At 74.1% G+C, this 16,602-nt stretch carries 15 protein-coding genes; 14 read left to right on the top strand and 1 reads right to left on the bottom strand.

Features of this window, described 5'->3' with window-relative positions; genetic code table 11:
• Positions 1–8 precede the first annotated feature (8 nt).
• The 14 genes from ACYVLJ_RS18715 to ACYVLJ_RS18650 all read left to right on the top strand — a co-directional run bounded on the left by ACYVLJ_RS18715 (position 9) and on the right by ACYVLJ_RS18650 (position 15,076).
• Positions 9–725 carry a thioesterase II family protein gene (locus ACYVLJ_RS18715; protein ID WP_460439559.1) on the top strand — a complete coding sequence of 239 codons (717 nt, stop codon included), beginning with the start codon at positions 9–11 and terminating at the stop codon, positions 723–725.
• The gene (locus ACYVLJ_RS18710; protein WP_460439558.1) at positions 722–2,953 is read left to right on the top strand and encodes a non-ribosomal peptide synthetase; all 2,232 of its coding nucleotides are present in this window, start codon (positions 722–724) and stop codon (positions 2,951–2,953) included. The genes ACYVLJ_RS18715 and ACYVLJ_RS18710 overlap by 4 nt, the downstream gene beginning before the upstream one ends.
• A complete protein-coding gene (locus ACYVLJ_RS18705; protein WP_451972688.1) occupies positions 2,950–3,207 on the top strand; it encodes an acyl carrier protein in 258 nt (85 codons plus the stop codon). The genes ACYVLJ_RS18710 and ACYVLJ_RS18705 overlap by 4 nt, the downstream gene beginning before the upstream one ends.
• Positions 3,204–4,472, top strand: a complete 1,269-nt coding sequence (locus ACYVLJ_RS18700) for an MFS transporter (protein WP_460439557.1) — start codon at positions 3,204–3,206, stop codon at positions 4,470–4,472. The genes ACYVLJ_RS18705 and ACYVLJ_RS18700 overlap by 4 nt, the downstream gene beginning before the upstream one ends.
• The gene (locus ACYVLJ_RS18695) at positions 4,469–5,701 is read left to right on the top strand and encodes a beta-ketoacyl [acyl carrier protein] synthase domain-containing protein (RefSeq protein ID WP_460439556.1); all 1,233 of its coding nucleotides are present in this window, start codon (positions 4,469–4,471) and stop codon (positions 5,699–5,701) included. Before ACYVLJ_RS18700 ends, ACYVLJ_RS18695 begins: the two co-directional genes overlap by 4 nt.
• A complete protein-coding gene (locus ACYVLJ_RS18690) occupies positions 5,695–6,840 on the top strand; it encodes a beta-ketoacyl-[acyl-carrier-protein] synthase family protein (RefSeq protein WP_451972694.1) in 1,146 nt (381 codons plus the stop codon). The genes ACYVLJ_RS18695 and ACYVLJ_RS18690 overlap by 7 nt, the downstream gene beginning before the upstream one ends.
• Positions 6,833–7,297 (top strand): hypothetical protein, encoded by a 465-nt coding sequence (locus tag ACYVLJ_RS18685; RefSeq protein WP_460439555.1) that lies wholly within the window; start codon positions 6,833–6,835, stop codon positions 7,295–7,297. Before ACYVLJ_RS18690 ends, ACYVLJ_RS18685 begins: the two co-directional genes overlap by 8 nt.
• A complete protein-coding gene (locus ACYVLJ_RS18680; RefSeq protein ID WP_460439554.1) occupies positions 7,294–8,643 on the top strand; it encodes a class I adenylate-forming enzyme family protein in 1,350 nt (449 codons plus the stop codon). Before ACYVLJ_RS18685 ends, ACYVLJ_RS18680 begins: the two co-directional genes overlap by 4 nt.
• 11 nt (positions 8,644–8,654) lie before the next feature.
• Positions 8,655–9,347 (top strand): thioesterase II family protein, encoded by a 693-nt coding sequence (locus ACYVLJ_RS18675; protein WP_451972700.1) that lies wholly within the window; start codon positions 8,655–8,657, stop codon positions 9,345–9,347.
• A gap of 27 nt (positions 9,348–9,374) precedes the next feature.
• Complete coding sequence (locus ACYVLJ_RS18670) at positions 9,375–10,079, top strand: 2OG-Fe(II) oxygenase (RefSeq protein WP_460439553.1); 705 nt, start codon at positions 9,375–9,377, stop codon at positions 10,077–10,079.
• Complete coding sequence (locus tag ACYVLJ_RS18665; RefSeq protein WP_460439552.1) at positions 10,076–11,044, top strand: ornithine cyclodeaminase family protein; 969 nt, start codon at positions 10,076–10,078, stop codon at positions 11,042–11,044. The genes ACYVLJ_RS18670 and ACYVLJ_RS18665 overlap by 4 nt, the downstream gene beginning before the upstream one ends.
• Before the next feature lie 77 nt (positions 11,045–11,121).
• Entirely contained in the window at positions 11,122–11,829 is a 708-nt protein-coding gene (locus ACYVLJ_RS18660) for a hypothetical protein (protein WP_460439551.1), read from the top strand.
• A 162-nt stretch (positions 11,830–11,991) separates the two neighbouring features.
• Positions 11,992–12,186: a DUF6229 family protein gene (locus ACYVLJ_RS18655; RefSeq protein WP_460439550.1), complete on the top strand. Its 195-nt coding sequence runs from the start codon at positions 11,992–11,994 to the stop codon at positions 12,184–12,186.
• A gap of 94 nt (positions 12,187–12,280) precedes the next feature.
• On the top strand, positions 12,281–15,076 hold the full coding sequence (locus ACYVLJ_RS18650; protein WP_460439549.1) for a type 2 lanthipeptide synthetase LanM family protein: 2,796 nt from the start codon (positions 12,281–12,283) through the stop codon (positions 15,074–15,076).
• Between the two features lie 36 nt (positions 15,077–15,112).
• Here the strand turns inward: ACYVLJ_RS18650 and ACYVLJ_RS18645 are convergent, their stop codons facing one another.
• Positions 15,113–16,501, bottom strand: a complete 1,389-nt coding sequence (locus ACYVLJ_RS18645; protein ID WP_460439548.1) for a KamA family radical SAM protein — start codon at positions 16,499–16,501, stop codon at positions 15,113–15,115.
• Positions 16,502–16,602 lie beyond the last annotated feature (101 nt).

Here is a 16,602-nt window from a genome sequence, read left to right as displayed (position 1 = left end):
GGACGACGATGACGAACGGCGTGCCCGTGCTGTGCTTCCCGCCCGCGGGCGCGGGGCCGAGCTTCTTCCAGGCGTGGCCGGCCGCGTCGGCCGCACTGCGGTTCGCCGCCGTCGAACTGCCGGGCAAGGAACGCCGCTTCGCCGAAGAACCGGCGACCTCCATGACGCAACTGCTCGCGGCGATCGCCGAGGACGTCCTGCGCGAAGCCGGCGCGGCCGGCCGGGTCGGCGTCTTCGGCCACTCCTTCGGCGCGCGCGTCGCCTACGAAGCGGCCCGCCTGATCGCCCGCGAACAGCCCGGCACGGACCTGACGCTGTTCGTCAGCGGCGCGGCGCCTCCCGCTGTCCGGCGGCCGGCGCCGATCGCCGGACTGCCCGACGACGAGTTCGTCGAGGCGGTCGCCGACCTGGCCGGCTACCGGCATCCCGCGCTGGCCGACCCGGACCTGCGAGAGCTGCTCCTGCCCGCGCTGCGCGGCGACGTCGCGGTCGACGAGACCTACCAGCCGGACCACACCGGGCCCGTCGCGTTCCCGATCGTGTCGATCCGCGGCGCCGACGACGAGCTGGTGTCCGCGGCGGCCGCCGCCGGCTGGGCCGAAGCGACGTCGGCGGCATGGCGGGCCGAGGACCTTCCCGGCGGCCACATGTACCTGGTCGAGCAGTGGCAGCCGCTGGTGGCGCTGCTGGAAAGCGCACTGGCGGGCGAAGGGGCACGGCCGTGACCGCGGCGGTCCCGGACCCCTTGGCCCACCTGGCGGGTCCGGGCCCGGCGTCCACTGTGGACCTGGGCCCGGCCGAACCCGCCGACGTGCTCGCCGCGCTCGGGCTCGTGCTCGGCCGCTACGCCCGCGCGTCGACGCTGGCATTCGGCGTGCCCGGCGGCGCCACCCTCGTGACCGTCGAGGAAGACCAGCCGGTCGGCGTCTTCCGCAAGCAAACCGCCGCCGCGCCCGCCGGCACCACCCGCGACGTCCCTCGTGTCGGCATCGAGGCGGGCCCGGCACGCGTGTCGCCGTTTCCGCTGACCGTGCACGTCCTCGGCGGGCGCGCCACCTGCCGGTTCGCCGAAGACGCCGTCGCGCCCTGGGCGGCGGCCCAGCTCGGACGGCACCTCCAAGCCGTGCTCGCCGAACTCCGCGACGGCGACCAGGATCGGCCGCTGGCCGACATCGCCCTCGACGCCGGACCCGAACCGGCCCCGCCTGCCGCAGGCGATCCGCGCACCATCACCGAAGTCTTCGCCGAGCAGGCCACCCGGCGTGGGCCGGCGACCGCGGTTTCCGGTGACGACGAGCGCCTCACCTACACCGAACTCTCCGCGCGCGGTGACCGGTTCGCCGCCGGGCTGCGCGCCCGCGGCATCCGGCCCGGCGACCGGGTCGGCATCGTGCACGAACGCGGTGCCGCGCTCGTCGCGCTGCTGCTCGGCGTGCTGCGGGCCGGCGCCGTGTACGTGCCGCTCGATCCCGCCTACCCCGACCAGCGCCTCGCCTACATCGCCGAAGACGCCGGGCTCGCGCTCGTGGTCACCGACCGGGCGTCCGCGGGCCGCCTGCCCGGCGTCACGTCGGCCGAACTGCCCGCCGACGACGAGGTGCCGGCCGGGCTGGCCGGTCCCGGCGATCCCGCCTACGTCATCTACACCTCCGGCTCGACCGGCCGCCCCAAGGGCGTCGTCGTCCCGCACCGCAACGTCGTCGACCTCGTCTCCGGCACCGCCGGCGACTTCGGGCTCGGCGACACCGACGTCTGGACGTGGTTCCACTCGGTCGCCTTCGACTTCTCCGTCTGGGAGATCTGGGGCCCGCTGCTCACCGGCGGCCGGGTCGTGGTCGTGCCGGAGTGGACGCGCCGGTCGCCCGACGAGTTCGCCGCCCTGCTGCGCGACGAGCGCGTCACCGTCCTCAACCAGACGCCGTCGAGCTTCGCGCAGGTCATCGAGACGCAGGTGCGGAGGTTCGACGACCTCCCCCTGCGGCTGGTCGTCTTCGGCGGCGAGCCGCTGGACGCCTTCGCGCTGCTGCCGTGGCTGGACCGCTACCCGGAGACGCGCTGCCGGCTCGTGAACATGTTCGGCATCACCGAAACCACGGTCCACGTGACCGCGCAGACGGTCACCCGCGCCGACGCGTTGGCCGGGTCGCGGTCGGTGGGCCGGGCGATCCCCGGCTGGGAGGTCCACGTCGTCGACGCGCGCGGCCGCCGGCTGCCGCCCGGGGTGCCCGGCGAGATCGCCGTCGGCGGGGCCGGGCTCGCGCACGGCTACCTCGGCCGTCCGGAGCTGACGGCGCACCGCTTCGTCACCGACCCCGGCACGGGACGGCGCCGCTACCTCAGCGGTGACCTCGGCCGCCTGCTGCCCGACGGCCGCCTCGAGCACCTCGGCCGGATCGACAGCCAGGTCAAGCTGCGCGGCTACCGCATCGAGCTCGACGAGATCCGCAAGGTCCTGCTGGCCGAACCCGACGTCGCCGCGGCCGCGGTCGTCCTCGCCGCGCCAGGAACCCCCGAAGCCCGCCTCGACGCCTACGTCGTCACGTCCGGGGCCGACCTGGCGGGCCTGCGCACCCGCGCGGCCGCCGTGCTGCCCGCGTACATGGTCCCCTCGACGTTCACGGCCGTGCCCGCGCTTCCCTTGACGGTCAACGGAAAGCTCGACGAAGCCGCCCTGCCCGAGCCGGTCCTGGGCAGCGCGCCGGTCGACGAGACCGGGGACGGCGACGTCGTGCTGGCCGCGTGGCGCTCGGTGCTGGGCGCCGCGGTCGGGCCGGACGACCACTTCTTCGACAGCGGCGGCAACTCGCTGCTGGCCGCCAAGACCCTGGCCGTCCTGCGCGGAGCCGGCCTCACCGTCGGGATCCGCGACCTCTACGGCCACCCCACCCCGCGCCTGCTCGCCGCCCACCTCGCCGCCGCTACGCCGTCCACACAGAAGGAAGCCCAGCCGTGACCACTCCGCACCCGCAGCCCGACCTCGAAGCCCTGGTCCGCCGGACGTGGGCCCGCGTGCTGGGCCACGACCGGTTCACCGACGAGGACTTCTACTTCTCCGTCGGCGGCAACTCCCTCGGCGCGACCCGGATCATGGCGGCGCTGGGCCGGGAGCTCGGCACGCGGCTGCCGGTCCGGATGGTGTTCGACCACCAGACGGTTACCGCGCTGGCCGCCGCCGTGGCCACCCGGCTCGAGGCGAACGCGGCATGAAGGGCCTGAGCCGGATCGCCGCGCTGCCGCGGGCGGCGCGGCTGCTGATCTTCACCAACGGGATCAGCGCGCTCGGCGCGGGCATGGTGATGCCGTTCCTCTGGATCTACCTGACCGAGGTGCGGCACCTGTCGACCTGGGTGCCCGCGGCGACGCTGGCGGTGCAGGCGTTCGCGGCGGTGTTCGGCGGCCTGGCCTACGGCATGCTGCTGGACCGGCTGCCCTACAACGTCGTCGTGCCGGTGGCCAACGTCAACGCCGGGATCGGCACGCTGCTGTTCGCCTTCGCCGGGCAGGCCTGGATCGCGGTGGCGGCGGCGATCGTGTTCGGGTTCGGGATCAGCGGGGTCGGCACCGTCGTGCGCGCCGCCTACGGGGCGACCACGGGCCCGGAGCAGCGGGAGACGGCGTACTCGGCGGACTACGGCGTGCTCAACATCGCGATGGGGATCGGCGTGATCCTCGGCGGGGTGTTCGCCGCGCTGGCGTTCCTCAGCCCGGTCGGCCGGTACTTCCTGATGTACTCGATCGACGCGGCGACGTTCTTCGTGATGGCCGTGGCGACCGTGCGGGCGCTGCCCAACCGGGTGCACCACGCCGAAAGCAAGGCCGGCGCCGGCCGCGGCAGCTACCGGGCCGTGCTGCGGTCGCCGAGCCTGCTGGCGCTGCTGGCCGTGCTGCTGCTGTCCGCGCTGGTGTCCTTCGGCCAGTTCCGCGCGGGCCTGCCGGGCTACCTGACCCAGACCGGTGCCATCACCGCGAGCGGGCTGTCGTTCGCCTTCGCCGTCAACATCATCCTCTGCGCCGTGGTGCAGTTCCTGGTGATGCCGCACCTCGAGCGGTTCTCGCGGACGCTGCTGGTCGCGGCCAGCGGCGTGCTGTTCGCGGCGTGCTGGGTGTTCGTGCTGCTGGCCGGCGGCCACACCGGCATGACGGCGCTCGTGCTCGCCACGGTCGCGGTGATCCTGCTGTCGATCGGGGAGTCCCTGGTGGTCCCGCTGCTGACGACGTTGCTCAACAACGCCGTCAGCGAAGAACTGCGCGGCCGGGCCAACGCGCTGTTCTCGATCACGCTGTCCACCAGCGCCGTCATCGGGCCGTCGGTGGCCGGGGCGCTGCTGCCGATCGGGTCCGGTGCCGCGTTCGTCGGCGTGATGATCGTCCTGAGCGTCGTCGCGACGCTGCTGGTGCTGGGCCTGCGCCGGGCGCTGCCCGCCGAGCGGGCCGAGCCGGAGACCATCGACGAAGTGGAGGCGGCGGCATGACCACCGAGGCTGGATCGGGCGCGATCGCGATCGTCGGCATGGGCTGCCGCTACGCCGGCGCCGCGAGCGCGACGCAGTTCTGGGACAACCTGCGGGCCGGGCGTGACCGCTTCACCCGCGGCGGCCCGGTGCCGCCGGGCGACGGGCCGCGCGACATCCCGGCGTGGGGCCTGATCCCCGACCGCAACCGTTACGACGCCGGCCTGGTCGGCTACACGCGGGAGACGGCCGAGCGCGACCCGCAGCACGGCATGCTCTACGAGGCGCTGTGGGCCGCGGCCGAGGACGCCGGCGTGCGGCTCTCGGACATCGGCCCGTCGACCGCGGTCTACGCCGGGGTGGCTCGCACGAAGCACGTCGAACGCGGCACCTTCGAGTCCACAGTGGACAAGGACGCCACGTTCGCCGGGCCGCACTTCTCCTACTTCCACGACCTGCACGCCGAAAGCATCATGGTCGACGCCTCGTGCGCGACCGGGCTGGTCGTGGTGCACCTGGCCTGCCAGAGCCTGCGGCTGGGCGCGTGCGACTACGCGCTCGCCGGCGGGGTCGCGGTGATGGACACCGACGGCAGCTACGAGTACACGCCCAACGGCATCTACTCCAGCGAAGGCGTCTGCCGTCCGTTCGACCGGGCCTCGACCGGCACCGTCCCGGGTGACGGCGTCGGCGCGGTGCTGCTGCGCCGGCTCGAGGACGCGCTCGCCGACGGCGACCCGATCCACGCGGTGATCCGCTCCACCGCCGTCGACAACGACGGACGGCAGAAGGCCGGGTTCACCATCCCGGGCGTCGAGGGCAAGATCCGGGTCGTCACCAAGGCGCTGGCCGGGGCCGGGCTGACCGGCGCCGACCTCGGGTACGTCGAGGCGCACGGCGTCGGCATCCCGGTCAACGACCAGATCGAGGCCACCGCGCTGACCGAGGCGCTCGGCCCCGAAGGCCAGCCGCTCGCCGTCGGCTCGGTGAAGGCCAGCATCGGGCACACCGACACCGCGGCCGGGCTGGCCGCGCTGATCAAGACGGCGTACGCGGTGGAGCACGGGTTCCTGCCCGCCACCCCGAACACCGGCGACCCGATCGAGGAGCTGACCGCGGGCGGCGACCGCTTCTCGATCGTGCCCGAGGGCCGCGAGTGGACGTCCGGAGTGACGCGCCGGGCCGGGGTCATGTCGGCCGGGATCGGGGGCACCAACGCGTTCGCGGTCCTCGAGCAGGTCCCGTGCTGACCGGAGCCCGGCACCGCGACCAGGTGCTCTGCGTGACGGGCACGGCCTGGCGCACGGCACTGGGCGCCGGCCGCGAGCAAGTCTGGCGGGCCCTGCTCGCCGGGCGCTCCGGCCTGCGCGTGGTGCCCGGGTCGAGCAAGGTCCGCAGCTTCGTCGCCGGCCCGCTGCCCGACGGCCCGGCCGAGGGGACCGCGCGGGAGCGGCACGTCGAACTGGCCGTCCTCACGGCCGAGGCGGCCCTGCGCGACGCCGGGCTCGAGGACACCGATCCGGTGCTGGTGCTCGGCACCAGCCTGGGTCCGCACATCGACGACGCGGACCCGGGGTCGCTGCACGACTGGGCGGCCGAGGCCGCCAAGCGGCTGGGCCTGACGCGGCCGCCGGTGTCGCTGTCGACGGCGTGCTCGTCGGGCTCGGACGCGATCGCCGTCGCCGCCGAGCTGCTGAACGCGGGCTACGCGGACGTCGCCGTCGCGGGCGGCGTCGACCTGCTGACCGAAGGCAAGCGGCTCGGGCATTCGCTGCTGGGCACCCTGTCCTCGTCGACGCACCGCGCGTTCGACGCCGACCGCAGCGGGATGCTGCCCGGCGACGGCGCCGGGTACGTCGTGCTCGAGCGCGCCGGCCCGGCCCGGCGCCGGGGCGCCCGCGTGCACGGGTACCTGCGCGGCTGGGGTTCCACCAACGACGCGGCCGGGATGACCGCGCCGAAGCCCGACGGCGAGGCCGCCGCGCGGGCCGTCCGCCGCAGCGTCGAGGTCGCCGGGCTGGACCTGGCCGACGTCGCGGTCGTGAACGCCCACGGCACGGCGACCGTCCTCAACGACCAGGCCGAAGCGACCTGCCTGGCCGGGTTGTTCGGCGACGTGCCGCGCCCGCCGGTGGTGTTCGCGACCAAGGGTGCCCTGGGTCATTCGCTCGGCGCGACCGGCGTGGTCGAGGCGATCACGTTGCTGCTGGCGCTGCGGGACCGGCGCGTGCCGCCGGTGCTCGGCCTCACCCAGCCGATGCCGGAGCTGCGGCTGCCGGTGGCGCGCGACGCGTCCCGCGCGTTCGACGGTGGCTTCGGGATCAGCCTGACCCTCGGCTTCGGCGGGTTCAACACCTGCCTGCTGGTCGAACGGGGGGACGATGCCTGAGCCGGTCACCGCGACCCGCGCGCCGGACGCCCCCCGCCCGCCCGGCGCGCCGATCCGCTACGCCGACGCCTCCGCCTGGCTCGTGTGCGACCTCGTCGGCCAGGCCCTGCGCGACTGGTCCGGCCCCCGCGACCGGGTCGGCGTCCTCGGCATCAGCGAGTACGCCACGGGCGACACCCTGCGCCAGGTCGCCCTCGACGTCGCGAAGAAGGCGGTCTCGCCGCTGCGGTTCGTCGCCGCGAGCCCCGGGACCCTGGTCGGGCTGAGCTGCCTGCACCACGGCCTGCACGGACCGAGCCTGCTGCTCACGATGCCGCCGTCCGACGGCCTGCCCGTCGCGCGGGTGCTCGCCGCGCAGTGGCTGGCCGGCGCCGCGCCCGCGGTGCTGCTGATGACCCACCACGTCGACCGCTCGGGCACCCACCGCGGCACCTGCGAACTCCTGGAGGCGGCGTGAACGACACCGCGGTGACCGTGCGGGAGGTCGAAGACCTGCTCGCCCGGACGACCTGGCCCGGTGCCACCGGCGACTGCCCGGGGGTGGCGGAGCTCGCCCGCCGGTTCGCCGCGGCCGGCCTGCCCCCGGGGTCGGTGGTGCTCGTGGCACTGCCCAACGGCACCCGGCTGATCCGGGTGTTCTTCGCCCTGGTCCTGGCCGGGCTGGTCCCGACGCTGCTGGCCGCGTCGACCCCGGCGACGCGCCTGCGTGCCACCGCGGCCCGGCTCGGCGCCGCGGCGCTCGTCCGCCCGGCCGGCACGGACGTCGCCGTCACGCACCTGGCCGAGGGACCGCACCGCACGCACCGGCCGGGGCAGGCCATCCTGCTCACCTCCGGCACGTCCGGAATGGCCACCGGCTGCCTGCACGACGTCACCGCGTTGCGGCGCAACGCCTCCCGGCACGCCCGGAGCATCGGCCTGCGGCCGGCCGACCGGATGCTGATCACGCTGCCGATGCACTACTCCTACGCGCTGGTCGCCCAGGTGCTGGCCGCGCTGGTCACCGGCGCGTCGCTGGTGGTCACCGGGCCGCCGTTCACCCCGGCCGGCTACCGCGACGTCGTCGCCGCGCACGACGTCACCGTCTCCGCCCTGACCCCGCTGCTCGTCGCCGGACTGCTCGCCGACGACGGCCGGCTGCCCCGCGGGCTGCGGGCGCTCGGTGTCGGCGGCAACGCGCTCGCCCCGGACCGCACCGCCCGGCTGCTGACCGAGAACCCGGGGCTCGAGCTGTACCTGACCTACGGGCTCACCGAAGCCGGACCGCGGGTGGCGACCCTCGCCGCGCACCGCGAGCCCTCGCGCCGGTTCGCCTCGGCCGGGACACCGCTGCAGGACGTCCGGCTCGGCGTGCGCGACGCCGGGCGCGGCCCCGCCGAACAGGAGGTGCTCGTCACCGCCGACACCGTGTACCGGGCCAAGGTCGGGGTCGAAGGCGGGGTGTCGCGCGGCAAGCTCGTCGGGCCGGACACCATCGCCACCGGCGACGTCGGCCGCCTCGACGACGACGGCTACCTGTGGCTCAGCGGCCGGATCTCCGACTTCGCGATCGTCCGCGGCGACAAGGTGTCGCTCTCCTCGGTGCGCACGGCGGCCGAGTCGCTCGACGGCGTCCTGCGCGCGGTCGTCACCCCGCCCGGCGACGAGAACGCCGGCGCGCTCGGGCTCGCGGTCTACGTCGACGAGTCCCGGTCCCTGTCCGAAACGGACGTCCGGCGGACGCTGTACCCGTTGCTGACGCCCAACGAGCGCCCCGGCGAACTGACCGTGCACCCGGTCGCCGCCGGCAGTCTGCACAAGTAGGGGAGAACGCCGTGGAACTGCTCTGCGTACCGGGGGCCGGCGGCTCGGCCCGGGCCTACCGCCCGTGGGCCGCGGCACTGGCCCCGGAACTCACCGTCCGCGCGCTCGACCTGCCGGGCCGGGGCAAGGCGGCGCGGGAAACCCCGGCGTCGACGCTGGTGGGCGCGGCCGCGAAGCTCGTCGAACGGATCCCGGACGACGGCCGCTACGCGCTGGCCGGGCACAGCATGGGCGGGCTCGTCGTCTACGAGATGGCGCGCCGGATCTGCGCGTCGGACGCACTGCCGCGGCCGGAGTTCGTCGTCATCGCCGGGGCGCGGCCGCCGCACCTGATCTCGGCCGCCGAGTTCAACCGGCTCACCACCACCGGGGACGACGACTTCGTCAACGGGCTCGTCGCCCTCGGTTTCCTCGACCCGGTCGCCCGGCAGTCGCCGATGCGCGCCCTGTTCGTGCCGACCCTGCGCGCGGACCTGGGGCTGGTGGCGGGGTACGAACCGGGACCCGTCGAGGCCCTGCCGGTCGACCTGTTCGCCTGGTACGGCCGCGCCGACCTCACCGCGCCGGGCAGCGCGGTGGCGGAATGGGCGCGCTACACCGGCGCGCGGTTCGAGGCGGCCGCCTTCCCCGGCGGCCACGACTTCCCGTTCGACCGGCCGCCCGCGGTGGCCGAGCGGCTGCGGGCGCACCTGAGCGTCCACTGAGGACGATCCGACACACGAGGAGGCACCATGTCGGCCACCATCGACCACACCCCGGGCCGGTTCACGGGCTGGACCCCGCCGCGGGAGCTGCCCTTCCACTGGCACATCTACGACGTCGGCAGCGCCCTGCCGGCCGGGTGGGCCGAGGAGCTGCTGGACGTCGCGGCCGGGCAGGCCGCCCGGCGCAGCTTCCGCCCGACGATGACCACCGCGCGCGAGACCCCCGACGCGATCATCCCGCTGGAGTCGGTCGACGGCGAGGTGCTGGTCGAGCGGGCGCCGTGGGTCGGCGAGCTCTACACGGGCTGGTTCCGGCAGCTGGGCGAGCGGCTGATCGACGAGCCGCTGGAGCTGACCAGCACCGCCAACCGGGCGCTGAGCCTGAACGTGCAGCGCGGCATCACCATGCGCTACCCGTGCCACGTCGACAGCAACCCGATGGAGGGCCTGCTGTACCTGACCGACTGCACCGAGGAGACCGGCGGCGGCCTGGTCGTCTCCCGCAACCGCCACGCCCGTGACGTGTCCGAAGTGGACGAAGACGCGGCCGTCATCTACCCGCGGCGGGGCCAGCTGTTCTTCTTCGACGCCCGGTTCCACCCGCACTACGTCCAGCCGCTGCGCACCGCGGACGCCCTGCGCGCGGTCGTCACGATGAACTACTACACGCGGTCGATCCCGGAAGCGGTGCGCCCGGCCGGGCTCGACGACCAGCTGTTCGGCACGCGATGACGCTGCTGGTGCTCTCCGGCGACGACGTCCGCGCGGCGTTCCCGCCCGGCGAAGGCCTCGCGCCGATGCGCGACGCCCTGATCGCCCTTTCGCGCGGCGAGGCGCACCAGCCGCTGCGGCCGGTCGTTTCCCCGGAGGGCGCGTCGGGGCTGCTGGCGATGATGCCCGCCTACACCGCCGGCGCGGGCTACGGCGTCAAGATCGTCTGCCTGTTCGAGGGCAACACCGCGCTCGGCCTCGACGCCCACCAAGGCGCGATGCTGCTCTTCAGCGGCGACACCGGGGAGGCCCTGGCGTCGCTGAACGCCTCGGTGCTGACCGAGCTGCGGACCCCGGCGGTCACGGCGGTGGCGACCGAGGCGCTGGCCCGCTCGGACGCCGCGGAGCTGACGGTGTTCGGCATCGGCGTCCAGGGGGCGGCGCACGTCCGGACGCTGGCGGCGGTCCGCCCGCTGAAGCGGGTGCGGGTGGTGGCCAGGGACGCGTCGCGGGCCGGGCGGGCGTGCGCGGCGCTGTCGGCCGAACTGGGGGTGCCGGTGGAGGTGGCGTCGTCGGCGGAGGAGGCCGTGCGCGCGGCCGACATCGTGGTGACGGCGACCACCGCGGCTGCCCCGGTCCTGCGGCACGAGTGGCTGCGCCCGGGCACCCACGTCAACGCCGTGGGCTCGTGCGTCCCGCACACCCGCGAGCTGGACACGGCGACGATGGCCGCCGCGCGGGTGTTCGTGGACTCGGTCGAATCGGCGACGCACGAGGCCGGGGACTACTTGTTCGCCGCGCGCGAGGCGGCGATCGACCTCACTCCGCTGGGCGACGTCCTGCTCGGTCGCGCGCCGGGCCGGACGTCGCCGGAGGAGATCACGGTGTTCGAGTCGGTCGGCCTCGCGGTCCAGGACCTGGCGGCGGCCCAGTTCGTGGTGGCGCGCGCGGAGGAGACGGGCGCGGGGACGCGTGTCGCGTACTGACCGCGGTTCGTGACAGTTCCCGGTCAGTTCCCGGCCAACCGCCGCCCGGCCGCGGAGATCGCCCCGAAGATGAGCGCGTGGGGCGATGGATCACCAAGGACGGCAAGAAGATCTACATCCGCGACAAGGGGACCGGTGTCGTGGTCGCGGCGGTCGTCGGCCTGGCGGTCGCCGGGGGCGCGGGTGGGGCGGGGGTGTTCGGTGGCGCGGCGGGGACAGCGTCGGACGCGCTCGCCGGGAACGCGGCCGGGGACGTGGCCGACTCGCTGCCCGGCCGGTCGCTGAAGACCCGGCAGGCCGAGGCCCGTGAGTCGGCCAAGCGCGGCAACGCGCGGGAAGCGTGGAGCCGGTTGAAGCTCAAGGAGCTCAAGCGGGCGGTCCGGCGGCTGGAGCGCGAAGGCGACTGCGTCGCGGCCGCTTCGGGCAAGGTGCGGGACTTCCTCGTCCGGACGCCGTGCACGTCGCTGGACCGCATGCTGCTGGCGGTCGGCGACGGCCACGGCAACGCCGCGGTCATCTCCGTGGTGCGAGTCGGGTTCCGCACGAAGAAGCAGGCGAGGGACTTCGAGAAGGTCGAGGCCGTGCAAGGCGACGGCGACGTGCGCCCGCTGGAGATCGCGGCGCTCCTCGGGATCGCCGGCGTGCGGATGACCGGGCTGCACTACCGGTCCCGCGCGGACGGCACCGGCATGGTCGTCGCCGAGGCCGACACCGCCGCCGGTCACCTCGACCGCGAGACGCTCGACGCTCTCGCCGACGTGGCCGCCTACCTGCCGATCAGGTGAACGTGGTCGCCTGTCGTCAAAAATACCGTTCCCGGATTTCGATTCATGGTCGTCGTTAATGGGAGGAAGATTCGGCGGCCGAACGGTCGTCGAAACGACGTCGTGGAAATGGCTAGACTCCGCTGGTTGTGCCCGGATCCGTCGTCGAACTGGAGGTTTCCCATGCAGACCGTTGACGCCACGGCCGTTCTCGAAGGCTGGTTGTCGGGTGCGGAATCGGCGCACGGCCAGGCGAATCCCGCCGGGCCGCTGTACGTCGGCGGGAACGCGGCCGAAGCCGCGCTGGTCGATCCGACCGACATGCTGTACGCGTTCTGTTCCAGCCCGACCGGTTCGCACGGCAGCTGGTGCTGCTGACGATATCGGGTGAATCGGGTCATCGGTACGCGCCCGCCATTCCCGTTTCCGGGAGTGCGCGGGCGCACTCGGATCGGATGAGGCGGAGGCCGGCGTGCTCGATTCGGCGGACAGCGGCACCCTTCCGTTCAGCGGACCCGTCGAACGGCTCGCGCGGCCGTGGCGGACTGCGCTGGCGGCGGACCTCGACGCGGTTCCCGGCCTGACCCCGGACGAGCGCGCTCTGGTGCTGACGGCCGGGAGCGACGCGCTGGTCCAGTCCCTGCACGCGAAGCTGTCCCGGGTGTTCCTCATCGAACTGCACGCGCGGCGGCTGGCGGGCGGGGACGACGACGAGATCTGGGCGGACTACGTCGAAGAAGCGATGCGCGAGGACTACCTGGCGAGCATCGAAGCGCGGTACCCGGTGCTGCCGGGGCGCGTCGAGCGGGTGGCGCGGGCGTCCGTGGCCGCCGTCGCCGGGTTCGCCGCCCGGCTGGCCGCCGACCGCCCGCGGTTCGCGCAGGTGACGCGCGGGACGCTGCGCGCGGTGACGTTCGGGCGTGGCGACACCCACCGCGGCGGGCTGACGGTCAGCCGCGTCGACGTCGGCGCCGGAACCGTCATGTACAAGCCGCGGAACTCGGCGATCGACGTCGCACTGGCCGCGCTGCTAGACGACGTCTACGCGGAGTTCCCGGCCGCGCCGGAGACCGCCGAGCGGATCCGGGTGCCCGCGGTGCTGCTGCGCGAAGGCTACGGCTGGGCCGACTACGTCGAGCCGCGCTACTGCGCCGACGAGCACGAACTCGCCGCCTTCTACCGCAACATCGGGCACTGGCTGGCGATCCTGCGGCTGTGCGGTGGCACCGACATGCACGCGGAGAACATGATCGCGGCGGGCCCGGTGCCGGTCATCGTGGACGCCGAGACGTTGTTCGACGCCCCGGCGGAGTTCCCGGCCAGTGGTCAGGGCGACGCCGTGGACGTCGCGACCGCGGCGATCCGCCGGACGGTCCTGCGCACGGGGCTGCTCCCGGTCCGCGGTACCGGGTACGCGCTGGGCGGGGTCGACATCTCCGGGATCGGCGCGCTGCCCGGGCAGCAGCCGCGCATCCCCGCGCCGGTCATCGCGGACGCGGGCACGGCCGCCGCGCGCCTGCGGGTCGACCTGGTGGACGTGCCGGCCGCGGGCAACCACCCCAGCCCGGAACCGGTGCTCCACGCCTACTGGGACCGCGTCCTGGCGGGCTTCCAGGAGATGACCGCGCACCTGCACCGCCTCGACGTGGCGCACCTGCTGCGGCACTTCGAGGGGGTCGAGGCCCGCCGGATCCTGCGGCCGACGCAGGCCTACGTCGACATCGGCCGGATGCTGTGGCACCCGGCGTCCCTGCACGACGAGGCGGCCGCGCTCGAGCGGGGCCGGGACATCCTGCGCCGCAACGCCGAAGTCCTGCACGGCGCGCCGCGGGACCTGCCGACGATCGACGCGGAGATCGCCGACCTGCTGGCCGGCGACGTCCCGTTGTTCGCCTTCACGGTGGACCGGGCGGCGATCGCGGCGTCGGTGGCCGACTGGCGCGGGGCGGACCTGCCGTTCGAGGAGGCGATCATCCAGGACGCGCTCGTCGGCGCCTACCTCAACGAGCGGACGTTGCCGACGCGGCGCCAGTACCCCGCGCACGAGCCGCACTGCCGGGACCGGGAGAACCGTCGTCGCGCGTTGGCCGCGCGGCTGGTCGGGCAGTTGTGCGACGGCGCGGTGCGCGGTGAGGACGGGACGGTCACCTGGGTCAGCCCGGTGTTCACGCCGGCGGGCTGGTCGATCCGGGTCCTGCCGGCCGATCTCTACACCGGCCAGGGCGGCGTGGTCCTCGCCCTGGCCGAGTACCTGGCCGAGGGGCGCGCCGGCCGGGCCGACGAGGTCGACGGCGTCCAGGCGTGCTTCGACGGCGCTTTGCGGGTGCTGACGAGCGTCGAGGAGCTCACGGAGACGCCGTCGGCCGGGGCGTTCAGCGGTGCCGCGTCCCAGGTGTGGACGTGGCTCGCGCTGCACCGCGTGCTCGGCGAGGACTGGCTGCTGGAGCGCGCGGCCGGGCGGGCGGCACTGTTCTCCGACGGCCGCCGGATCGCCGAGGACCTCGAGGTGGACCTGCTCAACGGCGTCGCGGGAGCCGGAGTGCCGCTGCTCGGCCTCGCCGGGACCGGCCGGCCGGAGTGGCTGCCGGTGGCCGCGGCGGTCGGGAACCGGCTGGTGGAGCTGGCGGTGCACGAGGACTACGGGGCTCGCTGGCCCACCCGGCTCAACCCCGAGGGCATCGGCGGCTTCGCCCACGGCGCCGCGGGCATCGGCTGGACCCTGATGCGGCTGGCCCTCAGCGACGCCGGCACGACAGCGGAACGCACCACCTGGCGGGAGCTGGCCGAGAAGGCGTTCGCCTACCAGGAATGGCTGTACCGCCCGGAGGAAGGCAACTGGTTCGACGCCCGGATCGGCAGCGAAGAGGACTTCTTCACCAGCTGGTGCCACGGCAGCGCGGGCATCGGCCTGGCAGCGCTCGACCTGCACCGGCGCACGGGCGAGCCGCGGTGGCTGGAGATGGCGGGCCGCGCCGCCCGCGCGAGCGCGGCGGAAGGGTTCGGCTGGAGCCACACGCTGTGCCACGGCGACATGGGCCAGTGGGAGGTGCTCGACGCGATCCGCCGGGCCGACCCGTCGTGGACCGGCCCGGGCCGCGACGAGATCGACGCCGAGCTCCTGACCGGCCTGGAGCAGCGTGGCCCGGTCGGCGGCCTGGCCCGCGAGGCGTTCTCGCCGAGCCTGATGTCCGGCTTGGCCGGCGTGGTGCACGGTTTGCTCCGCATGCACCCGGGCCACACCCTGCCCTCGCCGCTGCTGCTGGACTGATCCGGTGGGGCCCCGGTCCGGAGCCCCACCGGCAGGTCAGCCGCGCTGGTTGGCCCACCAGGCCTGCCCGGCCTCGGGCAGCGTCGCGATCGGGTCGTAGTACGGGTAGCGGCGCTGCAGGGCCTCCGGGTCGTCCAGCTCGATGCCCGTCCGGTAGTTCTTCGTCCAGTACGAGATGCCCAGCTCGCGGTCGTAGTCGGCCAGCTGGTGCACCCACCGCTTGCCGACGTAGGGCACGTCGCACACGATGCGCGGCGTCGCGTAGCCCGGCAGGTAGCCCATGATCGCGTGCTGCAGCTCCTGCGCCTCGTGCACCGACACCCGCCAGTGCTCGGCGTTCGGGATCATGTCGCACATGTAGAAGTAGTACGGCAGGATGTTCGCCTCGCCCTGCAGCGCGAAGCACAGGTCCAGCAGCGCCGCCGGGGTGGCGTTGACGCCGCGCATCAGGACGCCCTGGTTGCGGACGTCGCGCACCCCCACGTTCAGCGCCGTCTGGGCGGCCTCGGCCACCAGCGGGGTCACCGACTGGGCGTGGTTGACGTGGGTGTGGATCGCCAGGTTGACGCCGCGGCGCTGGGCGGTCACGGCGACGCGCTCCAGGCCTTCGACGACCTTGGGCTGGATCCAGTGCTGCGGCAGCGCCGCGAGCGCCTTCGTCGCCAGCCGGATGTCGCGGACGGTGTCGATGTCCATCAGGCGCATCAGGAACGACTCCAGCTGCGGCCACGGCACGTTGGCGACGTCGCCGCCCGACACCACGACGTCGCGCACGCCCGGGGTCTTCTTCAGGTAGGCGATCATCGCGTCCTGGCGGTCGACCGGCTTGAGCGCGAGCTTGTGCTTCTCGATCTGCTCGGTCGAGTTGCCGACCAGGTCCATGCGGGTGCAGTGGCCGCAGTACTGCGGGCAGGTCGAGATCATCTCGGCCAGCACCTTGGTCGGGTAGCGGTGGGTCAACCCCTCGACGACCCACATCTCGGCCTCGTGCAGCGAGTCGCGCTCCGAGTGGGGGTGGCTCGCCCAGACCGGGTCGCGGTCGCTGCGAACCGGGAGCATGTACCGGCGGATCGGGTCGGCGTAGAAGGCCTCGGTGACCTTCGCCGGGTCGGTGCCGGCCGTCGGCGCCATCGTGTTGATCATCTGCGGCGGCAGCAGCATCGACATCGTCGCCATCTCGCGCTGGTCGGCGAGCAGGTCGTCGTAGAAGCGCTCCTCCAGCAGGTCGCCCATCAGCGCGCGCAGCTGCTTGGCGTTGCGGACGCAGTGCACCCGCTGCCACTGCGCGTCACGCCACTCGGCCTCGGTCACGTCGTGCCAGCCCGGGAAGCGGCGCCAGTCGGGTTCCACCAGCTCGGCGCGGGCGTACTCGTAGGGCTGGTCAAAGGCGGCGGCAGGCGTCACAGGTTCCTGGATCGCAGTCACTTGTACTCCTAGTCGTCGGGAACGCGTAAAAATATCCTGTCATAACGCTCTCACAGAGTAAATCTTCCTGCATGCTCGCGGATCTTCCCCCAGGTGGAGGA

The sequence above is a fragment of the Amycolatopsis stemonae genome (assembly GCF_054781455.1).
Note: the sequence above shows the minus strand (reverse complement) of the source record. Positions and strands in the feature narration are given on the sequence as shown.